Source organism: Pseudomonas hunanensis, from assembly GCF_013393325.1.
Classification (GTDB): domain Bacteria; phylum Pseudomonadota; class Gammaproteobacteria; order Pseudomonadales; family Pseudomonadaceae; genus Aquipseudomonas; species Aquipseudomonas putida_P.
Genome location: NZ_QJRC01000072.1, coordinates 1 through 16,073, shown reverse-complemented (window position 1 = coordinate 16,073; position 16,073 = coordinate 1). Strand labels below are relative to the sequence as shown.

General features: G+C 62.5%; 15 protein-coding genes and 2 pseudogenes. 6 read left to right on the top strand and 11 right to left on the bottom strand.

Annotation, left to right across the window (positions count from 1 at the left end):
* Positions 1-20: 20 nt before the first annotated feature.
* Positions 21-68: pseudogene (locus DM807_RS28065) on the top strand (hypothetical protein); the annotation flags it as partial.
* Here the strand turns inward: DM807_RS28065 and DM807_RS28060 are convergent.
* The 5 genes and pseudogenes from DM807_RS28060 to DM807_RS05575 form a co-directional block, all read right to left on the bottom strand.
* On the bottom strand, positions 49-777 hold the full coding sequence (locus DM807_RS28060; protein ID WP_371040047.1) for a methyl-accepting chemotaxis protein: 729 nt from the start codon (positions 775-777) through the stop codon (positions 49-51). The pseudogene DM807_RS28065 and the gene DM807_RS28060 sit on opposite strands and share 20 nt — an antisense overlap.
* A 129-nt stretch (positions 778-906) precedes the next feature.
* Positions 907-1,836 (bottom strand): annotated as a pseudogene (locus DM807_RS28055) (HAMP domain-containing protein); the annotation flags it as partial.
* Between the two features lie 324 nt (positions 1,837-2,160).
* Complete coding sequence (gene cueR / locus DM807_RS05585) at positions 2,161-2,571, bottom strand: Cu(I)-responsive transcriptional regulator (protein ID WP_012270351.1); 411 nt, start codon at positions 2,569-2,571, stop codon at positions 2,161-2,163.
* Complete coding sequence (locus DM807_RS05580) at positions 2,568-4,970, bottom strand: heavy metal translocating P-type ATPase (protein ID WP_060494585.1); 2,403 nt, start codon at positions 4,968-4,970, stop codon at positions 2,568-2,570. The genes cueR and DM807_RS05580 overlap by 4 nt, the downstream gene beginning before the upstream one ends.
* A gap of 52 nt (positions 4,971-5,022) precedes the next feature.
* The gene (locus DM807_RS05575) at positions 5,023-5,409 is read right to left on the bottom strand and encodes a hypothetical protein (RefSeq protein ID WP_012270353.1); all 387 of its coding nucleotides are present in this window, start codon (positions 5,407-5,409) and stop codon (positions 5,023-5,025) included.
* 143 nt (positions 5,410-5,552) lie between these two features.
* Here DM807_RS05575 and DM807_RS05570 point away from each other — a divergent pair, with 143 nt between their 5' ends.
* Entirely contained in the window at positions 5,553-5,750 is a 198-nt protein-coding gene (locus tag DM807_RS05570; RefSeq protein ID WP_012270354.1) for a heavy-metal-associated domain-containing protein, read from the top strand.
* A gap of 108 nt (positions 5,751-5,858) precedes the next feature.
* Positions 5,859-7,040, top strand: a complete 1,182-nt coding sequence (locus tag DM807_RS05565; protein ID WP_179027141.1) for a multidrug effflux MFS transporter — start codon at positions 5,859-5,861, stop codon at positions 7,038-7,040.
* Here the strand turns inward: DM807_RS05565 and DM807_RS27650 are convergent.
* On the bottom strand, positions 6,991-7,188 hold the full coding sequence (locus DM807_RS27650; protein WP_071984764.1) for a hypothetical protein: 198 nt from the start codon (positions 7,186-7,188) through the stop codon (positions 6,991-6,993). The two genes, DM807_RS05565 and DM807_RS27650, sit on opposite strands and share 50 nt — an antisense overlap.
* Positions 7,189-7,675: 487 nt before the next feature.
* Here DM807_RS27650 and DM807_RS05560 point away from each other — a divergent pair, with 487 nt between their 5' ends.
* Positions 7,676-8,389, top strand: a complete 714-nt coding sequence (locus DM807_RS05560) for an ArsR/SmtB family transcription factor (protein WP_060494584.1) — start codon at positions 7,676-7,678, stop codon at positions 8,387-8,389.
* Positions 8,390-8,409: 20 nt separating this feature from the next.
* On the opposite strand, the gene DM807_RS05555 is transcribed toward DM807_RS05560, so the two are convergent.
* The 5 genes from DM807_RS05555 to DM807_RS05535 all read right to left on the bottom strand — a co-directional run bounded on the left by DM807_RS05555 (position 8,410) and on the right by DM807_RS05535 (position 12,765).
* Entirely contained in the window at positions 8,410-9,357 is a 948-nt protein-coding gene (locus DM807_RS05555) for an adenosine deaminase (protein ID WP_012270357.1), read from the bottom strand.
* An 86-nt stretch (positions 9,358-9,443) separates the two neighbouring features.
* Positions 9,444-10,130, bottom strand: coding sequence for an SDR family oxidoreductase (locus tag DM807_RS05550; protein WP_012270358.1), 687 nt, complete (start codon positions 10,128-10,130; stop codon positions 9,444-9,446).
* Between the two features lie 370 nt (positions 10,131-10,500).
* The gene (locus tag DM807_RS05545) at positions 10,501-11,085 is read right to left on the bottom strand and encodes an IMPACT family protein (protein WP_012270359.1); all 585 of its coding nucleotides are present in this window, start codon (positions 11,083-11,085) and stop codon (positions 10,501-10,503) included.
* A gap of 9 nt (positions 11,086-11,094) precedes the next feature.
* Positions 11,095-11,757, bottom strand: a complete 663-nt coding sequence (locus DM807_RS05540) for a TetR/AcrR family transcriptional regulator (protein ID WP_012270360.1) — start codon at positions 11,755-11,757, stop codon at positions 11,095-11,097.
* A gap of 90 nt (positions 11,758-11,847) precedes the next feature.
* Entirely contained in the window at positions 11,848-12,765 is a 918-nt protein-coding gene (locus DM807_RS05535) for a LysR family transcriptional regulator (protein ID WP_012270361.1), read from the bottom strand.
* Positions 12,766-12,883: 118 nt separating this feature from the next.
* Here DM807_RS05535 and aptA point away from each other — a divergent pair, with 118 nt between their 5' ends.
* Together aptA and DM807_RS05525 are read left to right on the top strand one after the other, a co-directional pair.
* Positions 12,884-14,230, top strand: a complete 1,347-nt coding sequence (aptA, locus tag DM807_RS05530) for an omega-aminotransferase AptA (protein ID WP_012270362.1) — start codon at positions 12,884-12,886, stop codon at positions 14,228-14,230.
* Positions 14,231-14,303: 73 nt separating this feature from the next.
* Positions 14,304-15,797 (top strand): CoA-acylating methylmalonate-semialdehyde dehydrogenase, encoded by a 1,494-nt coding sequence (locus DM807_RS05525; RefSeq protein ID WP_012270363.1) that lies wholly within the window; start codon positions 14,304-14,306, stop codon positions 15,795-15,797.
* Positions 15,798-16,073 lie beyond the last annotated feature (276 nt).

Here is a 16,073-nt window from a genome sequence, read left to right as displayed (position 1 = left end):
CGGTCTCTTCGCGGCATTAGCTGCGAAGAGGCCGGCACAGGCAATGCATCAGGTGCGGAACCTGCGCACCAGCGTGTCCAGTTCATTGGACAGCCCGGCCAGGCTCTCGGAGTCCTGACGCGCCGCCTGGGCCAGTTCGGCCACCAGTTGCGCATCGCCGTGAATCTGGCTGATGTGGCGGTTGATGTCCTCGGCCACCTGGTGCTGTTCTTCGGCCGCCGTGGCGATCTGCGTGTTCATGTCGCGGATCACGTCCACCGACTCACGGATCTGCCCGAAGCTGTCGCGGGCCAGGCCGATACGGCTCACCGACTGCTGCGAAACTTCCAGGCTGGCATGCATCTGTTCGGCCACTTCGGCAGTGCGGCTGGCCAGGTTGCCCAGCAAACCGTCGATTTCGGCGGTGGAGTCGGCAGTGCGCTTGGCCAGGGCCCGCACTTCGTCGGCCACCACGGCAAAGCCACGTCCCTGCTCACCGGCACGAGCTGCTTCGATGGCCGCGTTCAGGGCCAGCAGGTTGGTCTGTTCGGCAATGGAGCGGATGGTGCCGAGGATCGACTGGATGGCGTTGCTGTCACGCTCCAATTGCTGGATCGACTGCGCCGACTGCTCGATCTCGTGGCTCAGGCGGTCCACGCTGCTTACCGCGGCATCGATCTGTTGCTGGCCTTCGCGGGCTTGCTGCTGGCCGCTGTCGGCCGACTGCGCCGCCTGGCTGCAAGACCGCGCTACTTCGTTGGCGGTGGCGACCATCTCGTGGAAGGCAGTGGACACCATGTCCACGGCTTCGCGCTGACGGCCGGCGGCCTCGGCCATGTCGCTGGAGACGCGGGTCGAGCTGCTGGAGGTGCTGAGGATCTTGCTGGCGGCAGCGCCGATGTGCTGGATCAGGCTGCGAATGGCGCCGAGGAATTGGTTGAACCAGCTGGCCAATTGCGCGGTTTCGTCGCGGCCGCGGATTTCCAGGTTGCGGGTCAGGTCGCCTTCACCTTGGGCAATGTCTTCCAGGCCATTGGTGACACTGTTGATCGGGCGCACGATCAGTTTGGCGAAGGCCGCACCGACCACGGCGAACAGCACGGCCAGCACCACGGCGATGACGCCGATCAGCCAGGTCAGGCGGGTGGTGGTCTGCATCACCTCGCTTTGTTCGATCAGGCCGATGAAGGTCCAGCCCAGTTGCTCGTCGGGGTAGACGTTGGCCATGTAGCGTACGCCATTGAGCTCGACCTCGACCAGGCCTTTGCCGGCCTTGGCCAGCTCGGCGTAACCGTCGCCAAAACTCGCCAGTTGCTTGAAGTTGTGGCCTGCATCGCGCGGGTCGACCATCACGTTACCGTTGCTTTCTACCAGCATCAGGTAGCCACTTTCGCCCAGCTTGATCTGCTTGACGATCTCGGTCAGGCCCTTGAGGGAAACATCGATGTTGACCACGCCGCCGGGGTTGCCCAGCTGGTTGGCCACGGCGCGCACGGTGCTGACCAGCACCGCGTCGTCGGCGGCCCAGTAGTAAGCGCCGGTGCGCACGGTCTTGCCTGGGTTGGCCATGGCCAGTTGGTACCAGGGGCGGGTGCGTGGGTCGTAGTTGACGAACTTCTGCCCGGCCGGCCAGCCCGTGTAGCCGCCGTCATTCACGCCGTAGGACAGGTAGGCATAAGCGGGGTGCGAGTTGGCCAGGCGGGTCATGAATTCGAGGAGCTTGCTGGCCTGTTCGCCCAGTTCGTAGGACGGGGTGGCGCTCATGTACTTGTTCAGCTCGCTGCCCGTGGCAGCGACCATTGGCTGGGAAGCCAGGTACTCGACGTTCTGGTTGATGCCCTGGAAGAAGATGTTCATCGCGTTGCTGACCTGGCGGATTTCCCGGCTGCTACCGTCGAGGAATCCATCGCGGGCTTCGCCACGCAGGTTGAGGACCACCAGAGTGGCCACTAGGACGATGGGCAAGCCGGCGATGACCGCGAATGCCCAGGTCAGTTTCTGTTTGATGCTCATCGACGCTCCCGGAATTTTTTATTGTCGACCCACGAGGCAGGTAGCCAGTGCATCGGCAGCATCCGGGTTTTATGAAGCCAGAACCCCTGTATTTATTGGACAAAGTCGTGTTTGGTGACTATTCGGTCGCGTTTGGACGCTTTTGGCATACCAAACGCTTTTGATCGCTCAGTGACAGCAGTTGCCGGTAGCGCCATTGGCCAGGTCCTTGAGGATCGGGCAGTCCGGGCGGTCATCCCCTTGGCAGTGCGACACCAGCTCGCCAAGGGTATCGCGCAGGCTCACCAGCTCCTCGATGCGCCGGTTCAGTTCATCGATGTGCTGTATCGCCAGTGCCTTCACGTCGGCACTGGCACGCTGGCGGTCTTGCCACAGGGTCAGCAGCTTGCCGACCTCCTCAAGGGAAAAGCCCAGGTCGCGGGAGCGCTTGATGAAGGCCAGGCTGTGCAGGTCTTGCGCCTGGTACAAGCGGTAGCCGCTATCGCTGCGTGTGGCTGGTTTGAGCAGGCCGATGGACTCGTAGTAACGAATCATCTTGGTGCTGAGCCCGCTGCGGCGGGCGGCCTGGCCGATGTTCATGGCGCCTCCTGGGTGCTGCTACTGGTGGGTTTCCACGCCTTGAGCCACAGCGCGTTACTGACCACGCTGACGCTGGACAGGGCCATGGCGGCACCGGCCAGTACCGGGTTGAGGTAACCCAGCGCGGCCAGCGGGATGCCGATCAAGTTGTAGATGAAAGCCCAGAACAGGTTCTGGCGGATCTTCGCGTAGGTCTTGCGGCTGATTTCCAGCGCGGCGGGCACCAGGCGCGGGTCGCCACGCATCAGGGTGATGCCGGCGGCCTGCATGGCCACGTCGGTGCCGCCACCCATGGCGATGCCGATGTCGGCAGCGGCCAGCGCGGGTGCATCGTTGATGCCATCGCCGACCATGGCAACCACACCGTCGCGCTTGAGTGCCGTCACCGTCGCGGCCTTATCGGCCGGCAGCACTTCGGCATGCACATCGTCGATGCCCAGGGCATCGGCCACCACCTTGGCGCTGCCACGGTTGTCACCGGTCAGCAGGTGGCTGCTGATGTGCTGTGCATGCAGGGTGTCGATGGCTTGCGCGGCGCCGGGCTTGAGGCTGTCACCAAAGGCGAACAGGCCCAGCACGCGCGGTTGCCTGCCGCGTTCGATCAGCCATGACAGGGTGCGCCCTTCGGCTTCCCAGGCCTGGGCCTTGGAGGCCAGCTCACCAGGCTGCAGAGCGCTCTCGTCTAGCAGGCGGCGGTTGCCCAGCGCCAGCTCACGGCCCTCGACACGCCCGGCAATGCCGCGCCCGGTCAGCGATTGGCTGTCGGCAACCTCGGGCACGTCCAGCCCCTGTTCGGCGCACGCCTGCAGTACCGCCTTGGCCAGCGGGTGTTCACTGCCGCGCTGCAGGGCGCCGGCCAGGCGGTGCAGCTCGGCACTGCTGCCGTCCTGTGCCTGACTGTGAACCACGCGCGGGCTGCCGGAGGTAAGGGTGCCGGTCTTGTCGAAGACCACGCGGTTGACCGCATGGGCCCGCTCCAGGGCTTCGGCATCCTTGATCAAGATGCCATGGCGGGCGGCGACCCCGGTGCCGGCCATGATCGCTGCGGGCGTGGCCAGGCCGAGGGCGCAGGGGCAGGCGATGACCAGCACGGCAACGGCGTTGATCAGCGCGGTTTCCAGTGGTGCACCGGCCAGCCACCAGCCGATCAGGGTGATCAGCGCCAGCACCAGTACAGCCGGGACGAATACCTGGCTGACCCGGTCGACCAGCTTCTGGATTGGCGCTTTGGCGGCCTGGGCGTCTTCCACCAGGCGGATGATGCGTGCCAGCACGGTCTCGGTGCCCAGTGCCTGGGTACGGACCAGCAACCGGCCTTCGCCGTTGATAGCGCCACCGGTGACGCTGTCGCCGGGTTGCTTGGGCACTGGCAGGCTCTCGCCGCTGATCAGGGCCTCATCGGCGTGGCTGCTGCCATCTTCGACCACGCCATCGACCGGGAAACGCTCGCCGGGCTTTACCAGGACCAGGTCGCCCAGGCGCAACTGGGCGATTGCCACGTCCTCCTCCTGGCCATCGACCACGCGCACGGCTCGTTCCGGGCGCAAGGCTTCGAGGGCGCGGATGGCGCTGGCGGTTTGGCGCTTGGCGCGGCTTTCCAGGTACTTGCCCAGCAATACCAGGGCAATCACCACGGCGGAGGCTTCGAAGTACAGGTGCGGGGCCATGCCGGCGGGGGCCTGCGCCCATTGGTACAGGCTAAGGCCATAGCCGGCACTGGTGCCCAGGGCCACCAGCAGGTCCATGTTGCCGGCACCGGCGCGCACGGCCTTCCAGGCGGCTACGTAGAAGCGTGCCCCAAGAATGAATTGCACCGGCGTGGCCAGCAGGAATTGCGCCCAGGCAGGCAGCATCCAGTGCAGGCCGAACGGTTGTACCAGCATTGGCAATACCAGCGGCAGGGCCAACAGCAAGGCTGCGCCGACCGCCAGGCGCTCGTTGCGCAGGCGGTGCTGGGCAGCGCTTTGCTCGTCCCTGGCAGATTGCGGCAGGCTGGCGCTGTAGCCGGCCTTTTGTACGGCGTCGATCAGCAGGTTGTCATCGAGGGCTGTGAGCACTTCGAGGTGCGCGCGTTCGCTGGCCAGGTTCACGCTGACCTGCTCGACGCCGGGCAATTTGCCGAGGGCGCGCTCTACACGGCCGACACAGCTGGCGCAGGTCATGCCGCCGATCTGCAGTTCGAGGGTGCGGGTGGGCACGCCGTAACCGGCTTCGCGCACGGCGTCGACCAACGCCGGCAGGCTGTCGGCCGGGGCCAGAACCCGGGCTTTTTCAGTGGTGAGGTTTACGCTGACCTGTTCAGCGCCTGTGACCTTGCGCAGGGCGCGTTCGACCCGGCCAGCACAGCTGGCACAGGTCATGCCGGTGATCGGCAGGTCGTAAGTGGTGGATGCGGGCATGGCTCTCCTCCTTGGACTGGCCTCCAGCATCAACCTTGCCACGCGGGCAAGGTCAATAGCCCAGATCGGCTCGCTTCAACTCCAGCCCATATTGCCCCATGGCGATGCGGTATTTGTTGATCTGGCCCGCCTGCAGGTTCAAACGCGTGCTGCGCTGGTCTTCGATGCCTGCGGCGCAACCCGGCATTTGCCCGGGTAGCAGGCGCAGGCGCACATCCACAGGGCCCGGCGGCAGGTTGAACGAGGTGGACTGCTCCTGAAATACGCGCCCGGAAAGCTGGTCGTTGAGGTACACGCCGATTTCGCAGCTGGTAGCTACCTCCAGCCGCTCCCGGGAAATGATCAGTACGCTGTAGGCCGAGTTGCCCTCGGCGCTGGCCGGTGGCACCACAGCCAGCGCGCCCAGTAGCCCGACGACGCCCAATGCTGCCCTGAACATGAAAAATCTCCTGCTTGCTTGATCGTCAAAGGCGCAGCTTGGCCGACGCGGGCGCGGATTTCCACCCCGGCTGTTGCAGGCGGGGCTTGACCTTGCCCTGATGGCAAGCTTGAGACTCGTGGAAAACCTGAAGGAGGTAACCCATGCAAGTGTTCAATGTACAAGGCATGACCTGCGGCCATTGCGTGAAAGCCGTGACCCGCGCGGTGCAGGAGCAGGATGCGGCGGCCAAGGTCGAGATCGACCTGGCGGCGAAACAGGTACGGGTGCAGAGTGAGCTGGCGCAGGAGCAGATCCTCACTGCCATTCGGGATGAAGGTTATCAGGCCGAACTTGCCTGAAGACTTGGCAGTGCCCTCCACAGGGGCACTGTGTTGCAAATGTTTTCAGACTGATGGGGTCCACAGCAGGTAGAATCATGCACTTGCTTAGCCTGCTATGGATTCCTGATGAACCTGCGAATGGTGCTCATCCTGGGCGCACTCAGTGCGTTTGGGCCTTTGGCGATCGACTTCTACCTGCCCGCCTTCCCGGCCATGGCGCGAGCGTTCGCTACCGATGAAAAACACGTCCAGGCCACGTTGGCTGCCTACTTCCTCGGCCTGTCCATCGGCCAGTTGGCCTATGGGCCAGTTGCCGACCGCTTTGGCCGACGCCTACCGTTGATGTTCGGCGTGACCCTGTTCACCCTGGCGTCACTGGCTTGTGCCTATGCCCCCAACCTCGACACGTTGGTACTGGCGCGTTTCGTCCAGGCACTGGGCGGTTGTGCCGGCATGGTGCTGTCGCGGGCCATCGTCAGCGACAAGTGCGACCCGGTAGCCTCAGCGAAAGTGTTCTCGCAGCTGATGCTGGTCATGGGCCTGGCGCCGATCCTGGCACCGATGCTGGGTGGGGTGCTGGTGAACCTGGCCGGCTGGCAGTCGATTTTCCTCGCGCTGAGCCTGTTCAGTGCCGGCTGCCTGCTGGCGGTCAGCCTGGGTCTGCCTGAAAGCCTGCCTGAGCATATACCCCGCCAGCCGCTGTCTGGCGCCTTGCGCCAGTACCTGCGTTTGCTCGCTGACCGGGCTTTCCTCGGCCATGCGTTGACCGGCGGTATCGCTATTGCCGGCATGTTTGCCTATATCGCCGGTTCGCCCTTCGTATTCATCAAGCTGTATGGGGTGCCCGCCGAGCATTACGGCTGGTTGTTCGGTACCAATGCTGCGGGCTTTATTCTGGTGGCACAGGTGAACGCCCGCTTGCTGGCCAGGCGCGGGCCAGCCTTCCTGCTGGCCCGCGCGGTTTGGCTGTACCTGGTTGCGGGCCTGGTGCTGCTGGGCGTGGCGGCATTGCGACCCGCGCAGTTGTGGCCGCTGCTGATACCGCTGTTCATCTGTATCGCCAGCCTTGGTTGCATCATTCCCAATGCTTCCGCCTGCGCCATGAGCGGGCAGGGTGCGCGGGCCGGCAGTGCCTCGGCACTGATGGGCTGCGTGCAGTTCAGCGTTGCCGCAGGTGCGGCGGCGCTGGTCGGGCTGCTGCATGATGGCAGTGCAGTGCCGATGGCAATGGTGATCAGCCTGTGCGGGGCGCTTGTGGTCAGTGTCGCGCTGTTGACCCGACGTTTGCAGGCCAAGGCTCCCGCATGAGCGGGTGAGGTGCCTGCAGACGGGTTTCCAGCGTAGCGACGAAGGCGCGCGCCTCGGCCTCGCTACGGAAACTGACCACATGCTGATCGAGCTGGACTTGCCAGGGGCAGGCGGGGTTTCGGCTCGACGCACTTACGACAATTTTCATCGCGGCATACCTCCAGGAAGGGGAGCCGCTCAAGTGTAGCGCTGGCCCACCAGCCTGCCATGGCACTGCTTCAGCGTCCTGACTGACGGTAAGTGCGTACATTTTCCAGACGGTGTTTCCTGCTTTGGGCGCAAAGCCTGCAATTCCCCAGAACCTTCGCTTTGTTGCGCGCTAATTGTTGAAGGTTGCTGTGGGCCGTATCTGAAATTGCTGCAAGCCTATTTTTATCAGAATGTTTCAGTGCTTCTGTATGGGTGTACCTGGGCCTTGTTTGGCTGGGTTCGAGCCGTTTTCCAAAGCTGCCTCGCTGAGTGCCAAGGGTAGGCATACCCAATGGTTTTCGCCTTGGGTAGGTCGGCGCGTGGTCGTCTGAACGGTGTTTTCTGCGGCTTATACTGGCGAACCAGGCCAGTGCCAGCGAGACGCGCTTCCCTGCCAGGGTTGGCAATCGCATCCACACAGTGAACTTGCAGGGAGTTACAGGGACATGAACGCAGCCAGCAGTATCAGCCAAATCGCCAGCCTGATGGCCGACCCCAAGCGCAGTGCCATGTTGTGGGCATTGATCGATGGCACGCCACGGTTGGCCAATGAACTCGCGATAATGACCGGCCTGACTTCGTCGTCGGCCTGCGCGCACCTCTCGTTGCTGTCGTCGGCCGGTTTGCTCAAGCATGAAGCCAGGGGCCGTAAACGCTACTTCTGCCTGGCAACCCCTCAGGTCGGGGCGGCGGTTGAGGCCTTGGCCAGCGTACAGCTGGAAAGCGTACGGGGAGAGCGTGCCAAGGCGCCGGTATCATCGCTGCCCATGTCGATGCGCCGGGCACGCCGATGTGGCGACCACCTGGGCGGGGCCTTGGCCAGTGAGTTGTATGATCGCCTGGTGGTGGCCGGCTGGCTGGACGGCTGCGGTCGACAGTTGATGGTCAGTGACGAGGGGCGGGCGCAGTTGGCGTTGGTCGGGGTCTACATCGATGCTCTGGCGCCACACCAGCAACGAGGTTGCGTGATCTGCCGCTGCACCGAGTGGGATGACCAGGGCCCGCACCTTGGGGGCGTGCTGGGCCAGGCCTTGTTCAGGTTGTTTTTGCAATCTGGCTGGATACGTGAGGCCGAGGACACGCGGGCTTTGCATATTTCGGCGCTGGGCGTCCAGCAGATCAATCGCATTGCCCGCGTGGCGACGTTGCAGGTCGGTTGAGCGCAACGTCGTCATGCGACTCAGATCAAACGTGCGTCAAGGCTGTTCTGCGCCAGGCGACGGGCTTGGTCTTCGGTCATGCCCAGGTGGGTGTGCAGGGCGTGGAAGTTTTCCGTGACATAGCCGCCGAAGTAGGCCGGGTCGTCCGAGTTGACGGTGACTTTCACGCCACGCTCGAGCATGTCCAGGATGTTGTGCTGGCTCATGTGATCGAACACGCACAGCTTTGTGTTGGACAGCGGGCACACGGTGAGCGGGATCTGTTCTTCGATGATGCGCTGCATCAGGCGCTCGTCCTCGATGGCGCGCACGCCATGGTCGATACGCTTGATCTTCAGCAGGTCGAGGGCTTCCCAAATGTACTCGGGCGGGCCTTCTTCTCCCGCATGGGCAACGGCGACGAAGCCTTCGCTGCGGGCGCGGTCGAACACACGCTGGAACTTGCGTGGCGGGTGGCCCATCTCCGAGCTGTCCAGGCCTACAGCAATGAACGCATCGCGGAACGGCAAGGCCTGGTCGAGGGTCTTGTGCGCCTCATCCTCGCTGAGGTGGCGCAGGAAGCTGAGGATCAGGCCACTGCTGATGCCCAACTGCTCGCGGCCGTCCTTGAGCGCCTGGCTGATACCGTTGAGCACCACTTCGAAGGCGATACCGCGGTCAGTGTGGGTCTGCGGGTCGAAGAACGGTTCGGTGTGAACCACGTTCTGAGCCTTGCAGCGTTGCAGGTAGGCCCAGGTCAGGTCGTAGAAGTCCTGCTCGGTACGCAGCACATCGGCGCCCTGGTAATACAGGTCGAGGAACTCTTGCAGGTTGTTGAAGGCGTAGGCGCCGCGCAAGGTTTCCACATCGTTCCAGGGCAGGGCGATCTTGTTGCGCTCGGCCAGGGCGAACAGCAGCTCGGGCTCCAGCGAGCCCTCCAGGTGCAGGTGCAGCTCGGCCTTGGGCAGGGCGTTCAACCAGTCATACATAAAAAGGGGTCTCAATCAGGTACGGTTGCCGCCATTCTACAGGCACCGGCCAGGCAATGCGCCCGGCCGGCCCGCGACCGGGTGAATCACCAGACCAAGGGTTCGCCTTTGTAGTTGATGAAGCGCAGGCCGCCGTTGCCACTTTGCGCCTTGATCTGTTCGAGCATGCCACGGGTGCTGGTGAGCACATCGATTTCGGCGTTTTCGCCGCCCATGTCGGTTTTCACCCAGCCCGGGTGCATGGCCAGTACGCACAGGTCGGGGCGCTGCTGCTCGACAACAAAGCTGTTGATCATCGAGTTCAGTGCTGCCTTGCTGGCTTTGTACAGGCAGATTTCACCGCCGTCGGGTATGGTCACGCTGCCCAGAATAGAGCTCATGAACGCCAGAACACCGCTGCCCTCGCGTACCTGGCCTACCAGCCGGCGTGCCACGCGGATCGGCGCCACGGCGTTGGTCATGAACAGGTCGCCGATGTCTTTGGTCTGTACCGTCTCCAAGTCTTGCGGCAACGGGCCCATGACACCTGCGTTGATGAACACCAGGTCGAATGCCTGGCCTTGAAGGCGTAGCTTCAGGCCGTCGAGCTGGGCAGTGTCGTTCATCTCCAGCTGCTCGATGTGCACGCCGGGCACGTCCGCCAGGGCACCTGGCTGCTGCGGGTTGCGGACGGTGGCGGTGATGTTCCAGCCGTCTTCGTGCAGGCGTTGTACCAGGCCCAGGCCAAGCCCCCGCGAGGCGCCGATGATAAGTGCGTTTTTTGCGTTAGCCATGTGAGCGCGCTCCGTTGGTCGGTGGCAAAGAAAGGTATTGAGGATAATGCACAGCGGCAGTCGCTGCCTGCCTATGGCTGTATAAAAAACGATCAACTATGCCTGGGCCTTGCCTGGCCGGGCGCCTGGCCTGTTAGCGCACGGGTTATCCACAGGCTGGTCCACAGTTATTGTGTGCAAGCTGAGGCTTTCGCGCGCTGGCCCGCCAGGCCTTGCATTGAGGATAACTCGAGCGCTTTCAGCAATTTGCGGCTGTCATCAAATAGTGATCAATTTATGATCAAAACGCTGCAGGCCTTGAAAATAGCTGGCTGCAAATGAGTGCCCCAAGGTTATCCACAGGCAGGCCCACAGGTGTTGTGGGCAATGTTCAGCGCGCTTCGAGCAAAATGCGCCCGCGGCTCAGATCGGCCAGTTGCTGCTGCAATGGCGCCAGGTGGGCGTCACCCAGGGCAATCAACAGATCCACGCCATTGGCGGTGAACTGTTCATCCAGGACCAGGCCGTCAACCTCTGCCAGGCGCAGCTTCACCAGCGCAAGTTCGCTGAAACTGCAGCTGCAGGTGAATTCGCTGCGCTGTACCAGCAGGCGTTTGGGTGCTTGTTGCAGGCACTTGTTGGCGCCGCCGCCATAGGCCCTTGCCAGTCCGCCTGTACCCAGCTGGATACCGCCGTACCAGCGGATCACCAGAACCACCACCTGGTCGCAATCCTGCGCTTCGATGGCCGCCAGGATCGGCCGCCCTGCGGTCCCGCCGGGCTCGCCGTCATCGCTGCTGCGGTACTGCGCGCCGAGTTTCCAGGCCCAGCAGTTGTGGGTGGCGGCAAGGTCGCTGTGGCGTTCGATGAAACTCATCGCTTCGGCGGCACTGCTGATTGGCCCGGCGAGGGTGATGAAGCGGCTTTTGCGGATTTCCTCGCGGTACTCGCAGAGGTCGAGCAGGGTAGAAGGCATAAAAAGTAGTCAGGCAGCCGGCTTGATGCCGCAGCCCTTCAGAATGATGTGGATAAGGTTGTTGCTCGCGTCTTCCATGTCCTGCTTGGTCAGGCGGCTGCGGCCGGTCACCTGGCAGATCTGGGTGGCGAAGTCGGCGTAATGCTGGGTGCTGCCCCAGAGCAGGAAGATCAGGTGCACCGGGTCGACAGGGTCCATCTTGCCGGCTTCGATCCAGGCCTGGAACACTGCAGCCCGGCCGCGGAACCATTCGCGGTAGTCGGCACTGAAGTATTCGGTCAGGCAGGTGCCACCGCTGATCACTTCCATGGCGAAAATCCGCGAGGCTTGCGGGTTGCGCCGAGAGAACTCCATCTTGGTGCGGATGTACTGGCTCAGGGCTTCGCCGGGGTCATCCTCGACGCTCAAGGCGTTGAACGTGCTGTCCCACAACTCGATGATGTTGCTGAGCACGGCAATGTACAGGCCCAGCTTGTTGGTGAAGTAGTAGTGCAGGTTGGCCTTGGGCAACCCTGCCTTGAGCGCGATGGTGTTCATGCTGGTGCCCTTGAAACCATGGCGGGCGAATTCGTCTTCGGCGGCCTGGATAATGGCCTGTTCGTTCTTCTGGCGGATGCGGCCTGCGGGCTTGCCCGAGGCGGAGAGGCGATGCGCAGGGACTTCTAGGGTCATGGACGATTCCGTACGGGGCAATGGCTGCGGCTGTCGGACAAGATTACCTGCCTGTGCCGAAGTGACAAGCGTTTGCGGCACAGACTGGCATCAACGTGTCGCAGCCAGGCTTTCGAGGAAGCTTTCCAGCACCAGGTTGGGGCGCCGGCCTTTGCGGGTAACCCAGCTCAGGCTCAGGTCGTAGAAGCGCTGCCGGGGCTTGAGCGCACGCAAACGGCCCTGTTGTACCCAGAACGTGGCGTAGTGGTCGGGCAGGTAGCCGATGTAGCGCCCGGTCAGGATCAGAAACGCCATGCCCTCGCGGTCCGAAGCGCTGGCCGTGCAATTCAGCGCCTGGTAATGCGCCTGAATTTCGGCAGGCAGGCGGAAGGTGGGGGTGATGGCTTCCTGGCTATTGAGGCGCTCGTCGTCGATTTGCTGGTCATCGGCATAGAACAACGGATGGCCAACCGCGCAGTACAGCAGCGAGCGTTCGCTGTACAACGGCTGGTACTCCAAGCCCGACAACGGGCTGGTCTGCGGCACTACGCCCACGTGCAGGCTGCCGTCGAGCACGCCGTGCTCGACCTGGCTGGGGGCGATCATGCGGATCTGGATGCGTACATCCGGGCCACGATCCTTGAGCTCGGCCAGGGCATGGGTGATGCGCATATGTGGCAGCGTCACCAGGTTGTCGGTCAGGCCAATGTTCAGTTCGCCACGCAAATGCTGGTGCAGGCCGTTGACCTCGGTGCGGAAGCTCTCCAGAGCACTGAGCAGCTGCAGTGCCGAGTGGTAGACCTCGCGGCCTTCCTCGGTCAGCGAGAAACCGGCGCGACCACGCTGGCACAGACGCAGGCCGAGGCGTTGTTCGAGGTCGTTCATCTGCTGGCTGATGGCCGAGCGGCCAATGCCCAGTACGTTTTCGGCGGCTGAGAAGCCACCGCACTCGACGACGCTGCGGTAGATCTTCAGCAAGCGGATGTCGAAATCGCTGACTTGAGCGAGTGGATCGGGGCGTCGGCTCATTAGTTTAGTCACGACCTGTCTGAAGATTAGAAATGTAGGCTTTTTCCGACTTTATCGCCGTGCCAATTTAGCTGCAACAACATCCATCGTTGCCTAATCGTCTTTCGAGGAACCGCCGATGAACATGCCCGAAACCGCCCCTGCCGGTATCGCCAGCCAGCTCAAGCTGGATGCCCACTGGATGCCCTACACCGCCAACCGCAATTTCCAGCGCGACCCACGCCTGATCGTGGCGGCCGAAGGCAACTACCTGGTCGATGACCAGGGGCGCAAGATCTTTGACGCCCTGTCTGGCCTGTGGACCTGCGGCGCCGGGCACACCCGCAAGGAAATCACTGAAGCGGTGACTCGCCAGCTGGGTACGCTGGACTATTCCCCCGCGTTTCAGTTTGGCCACCCGCTGTCGTTCCAGCTGGCGGAAAAGATCGCCGAGCTGGTGCCGGGCAATCTGAATCATGTCTTCTATACCAACTCCGGTTCCGAATGCGCTGACACCGCGCTGAAGATGGTACGTGCCTACTGGCGCCTGAAAGGCCAGGCGACCAAGACCAAGATCATCGGCCGTGCTCGTGGCTACCACGGGGTGAACATCGCCGGTACCAGCCTGGGGGGTGTCAACGGCAACCGCAAGATGTTTGGCCAACTGCTGGACGTCGATCACCTGCCTCACACCGTGTTGCCGGTGAACGCCTTCTCCAAAGGCATGCCAGAAGAGGGCGGTATTGCCCTGGCTGACGAAATGCTCAAGCTGATCGAACTGCACGATGCCTCCAACATTGCTGCGGTCATTGTCGAGCCGCTGGCAGGTTCGGCCGGTGTGCTGCCACCGCCGAAGGGTTACCTGAAACGCCTGCGTGAAATCTGCACCCAGCACAACATCCTGCTGATCTTCGACGAAGTGATCACCGGCTTCGGCCGCATGGGCGCGATGACCGGCTCGGAAGCCTTCGGCGTTACCCCGGACCTGATGTGCATCGCCAAACAGGTGACCAACGGCGCCATCCCGATGGGCGCGGTAATCGCCAGCAGCGAGATCTACCAGACCTTCATGGACCAGCCGACGCCGGAATATGCCGTGGAATTCCCGCACGGCTACACCTACTCGGCGCACCCGGTAGCCTGTGCCGCCGGTATCGCCGCGCTGGACCTGCTGCAGAAAGAAAACCTGGTGCAGTCCGCTGCCGAGCTGGCGCCGCACTTCGAGAAGTTGCTGCACGGCGTAAAGGGCACCAAGAACGTCATCGATATCCGTAACTACGGCTTGGCCGGCGCCATCCAGATCGCCGCCCGTGACGGTGATGCCATCGTTCGCCCATACGAAGTGGCGATGAAGTTGTGGAAGGCAGGCTTCTATGTACGCTTCGGGGGCGACACTCTGCAGTTCGGCCCAACGTTCAACACCACGCCGCAAGAACTGGATCGCCTGTTCGACGCCGTCGGCGAAAACCTGAACCTGATCGACTGATCTTTCCGATTTCGATGTCAGGCGCGTGCAGGTATCGCGCGCCTGTCTCTACCTTCTTTATCTGGAGTTTTGCATGAGCATTGTTCAGCACCTGATCCATGGCGAGCTGGTTTCCAAGGGAGAACGCACCGCTGATGTCTTCAACCCGTCCACCGGCCAGGCTGTTCGCAAGGTCGAGCTGGCCAGCCGCGCGACCGTGCAGGAAGCGATCGACTCCGCCAAGGCGGCCTTCCCGGCCTGGCGCAACACCCCGCCGGCCAAGCGCGCCCAGGTGATGTTCCGCTTCAAGCAATTGCTGGAGCAGAACGAAGCCAAGATTTCGCAGATGATCAGCGAAGAGCATGGTAAGACCCTGGAAGACGCAGCTGGCGAGCTGAAGCGCGGCATCGAGAACGTCGAGTTCGCCTGTGCAGCGCCAGAGGTTTTGAAGGGCGAGTACAGCCGCAACGTCGGCCCGAATATCGATGCCTGGTCCGACTTCCAGCCGCTGGGTGTGGTTGCTGGCATTACCCCGTTCAACTTCCCGGCCATGGTGCCTCTGTGGATGTACCCGCTGGCCATTGCTTGCGGTAACGCGTTCATCCTCAAACCTTCCGAGCGTGACCCAAGCTCGACCTTGTACATTGCCCAACTGCTGCTGGAAGCCGGCCTGCCGAAGGGCATCCTCAACGTGGTGCACGGTGACAAGGAAGCGGTGGATGCGCTAATCGAAGCGCCAGAAGTAAAAGCGCTGAGCTTCGTTGGTTCAACCCCGATCGCCGAGTACATCTATGCCGAAGGCACCAAGCGTGGCAAGCGCGTGCAAGCCTTGGGTGGCGCGAAGAACCACGCCGTGCTGATGCCGGATGCCGACCTGGACAATGCTGTAAGCGCACTGATGGGCGCGGCCTACGGTTCGTGTGGCGAGCGTTGCATGGCTATTTCGGTTGCGGTGTGCGTGGGCGACCAGGTAGCCGATGCCCTGATTGCCAAGCTGGAACCGCAGATCAAGGCGCTGAAGATTGGTGCCGGCACCTCGTGCGGCCTGGACATGGGCCCGCTGGTGACTGCTGCTGCCCGTGACAAGGTAGTGGGTTACATCGATGACGGGGTTGCTGCTGGTGCCAAGCTGGTGGTGGATGGCCGTGGCTTGCGTGTGGCCGGTAATGAAGATGGCTACTTCGTGGGGGGTACTTTGTTCGACAAGGTGACCCCGCAGATGCGCATCTATAAAGAAGAGATCTTCGGCCCGGTGCTGTGCGTGGTGCGTGTGAACAGCCTGGAGCAGGCCATGCAACTGATCAATGATCACGAGTATGGCAACGGTACCTGCATCTTCACCCGTGACGGTGAAGCGGCGCGCCTGTTCTGCGACGAGATCGAAGTGGGCATGGTGGGTGTGAACGTGCCGCTGCCGGTGCCGGTGGCTTATCACAGCTTTGGTGGCTGGAAGCGTTCGCTGTTCGGTGACCTGCATGCCTATGGCCCTGACGGGGTGCGCTTCTATACGCGTCGCAAGGCGATTACCCAGCGTTGGCCGCAGCGTGCCAGCCATGAAGCGTCGCAGTTTGCATTCCCTAGCCTTTAAGGCCGGTGACTAAAGCGGGGAGGCCGGTAGGCCTCCCCGCTTTGTTTTTCAGCGATATGAAGGTTTATTGAAATTAAAGGTTGACGGGGTTTCGAATCCCCTTATAATGCGCCCCACTTCCAGCGACATCGGAACGACAAACTCCTTGAGATTCAATGAGTTAAGTAGTTAAGGTGGTGTTGGAAGGGCTACGATCGAATGATCGCAAGCGGTTGAAATGGTGGTTGACAGCGCTTCTTGGTGCTGTATGATTCGCCTCCCGCTACGAGAGATCGC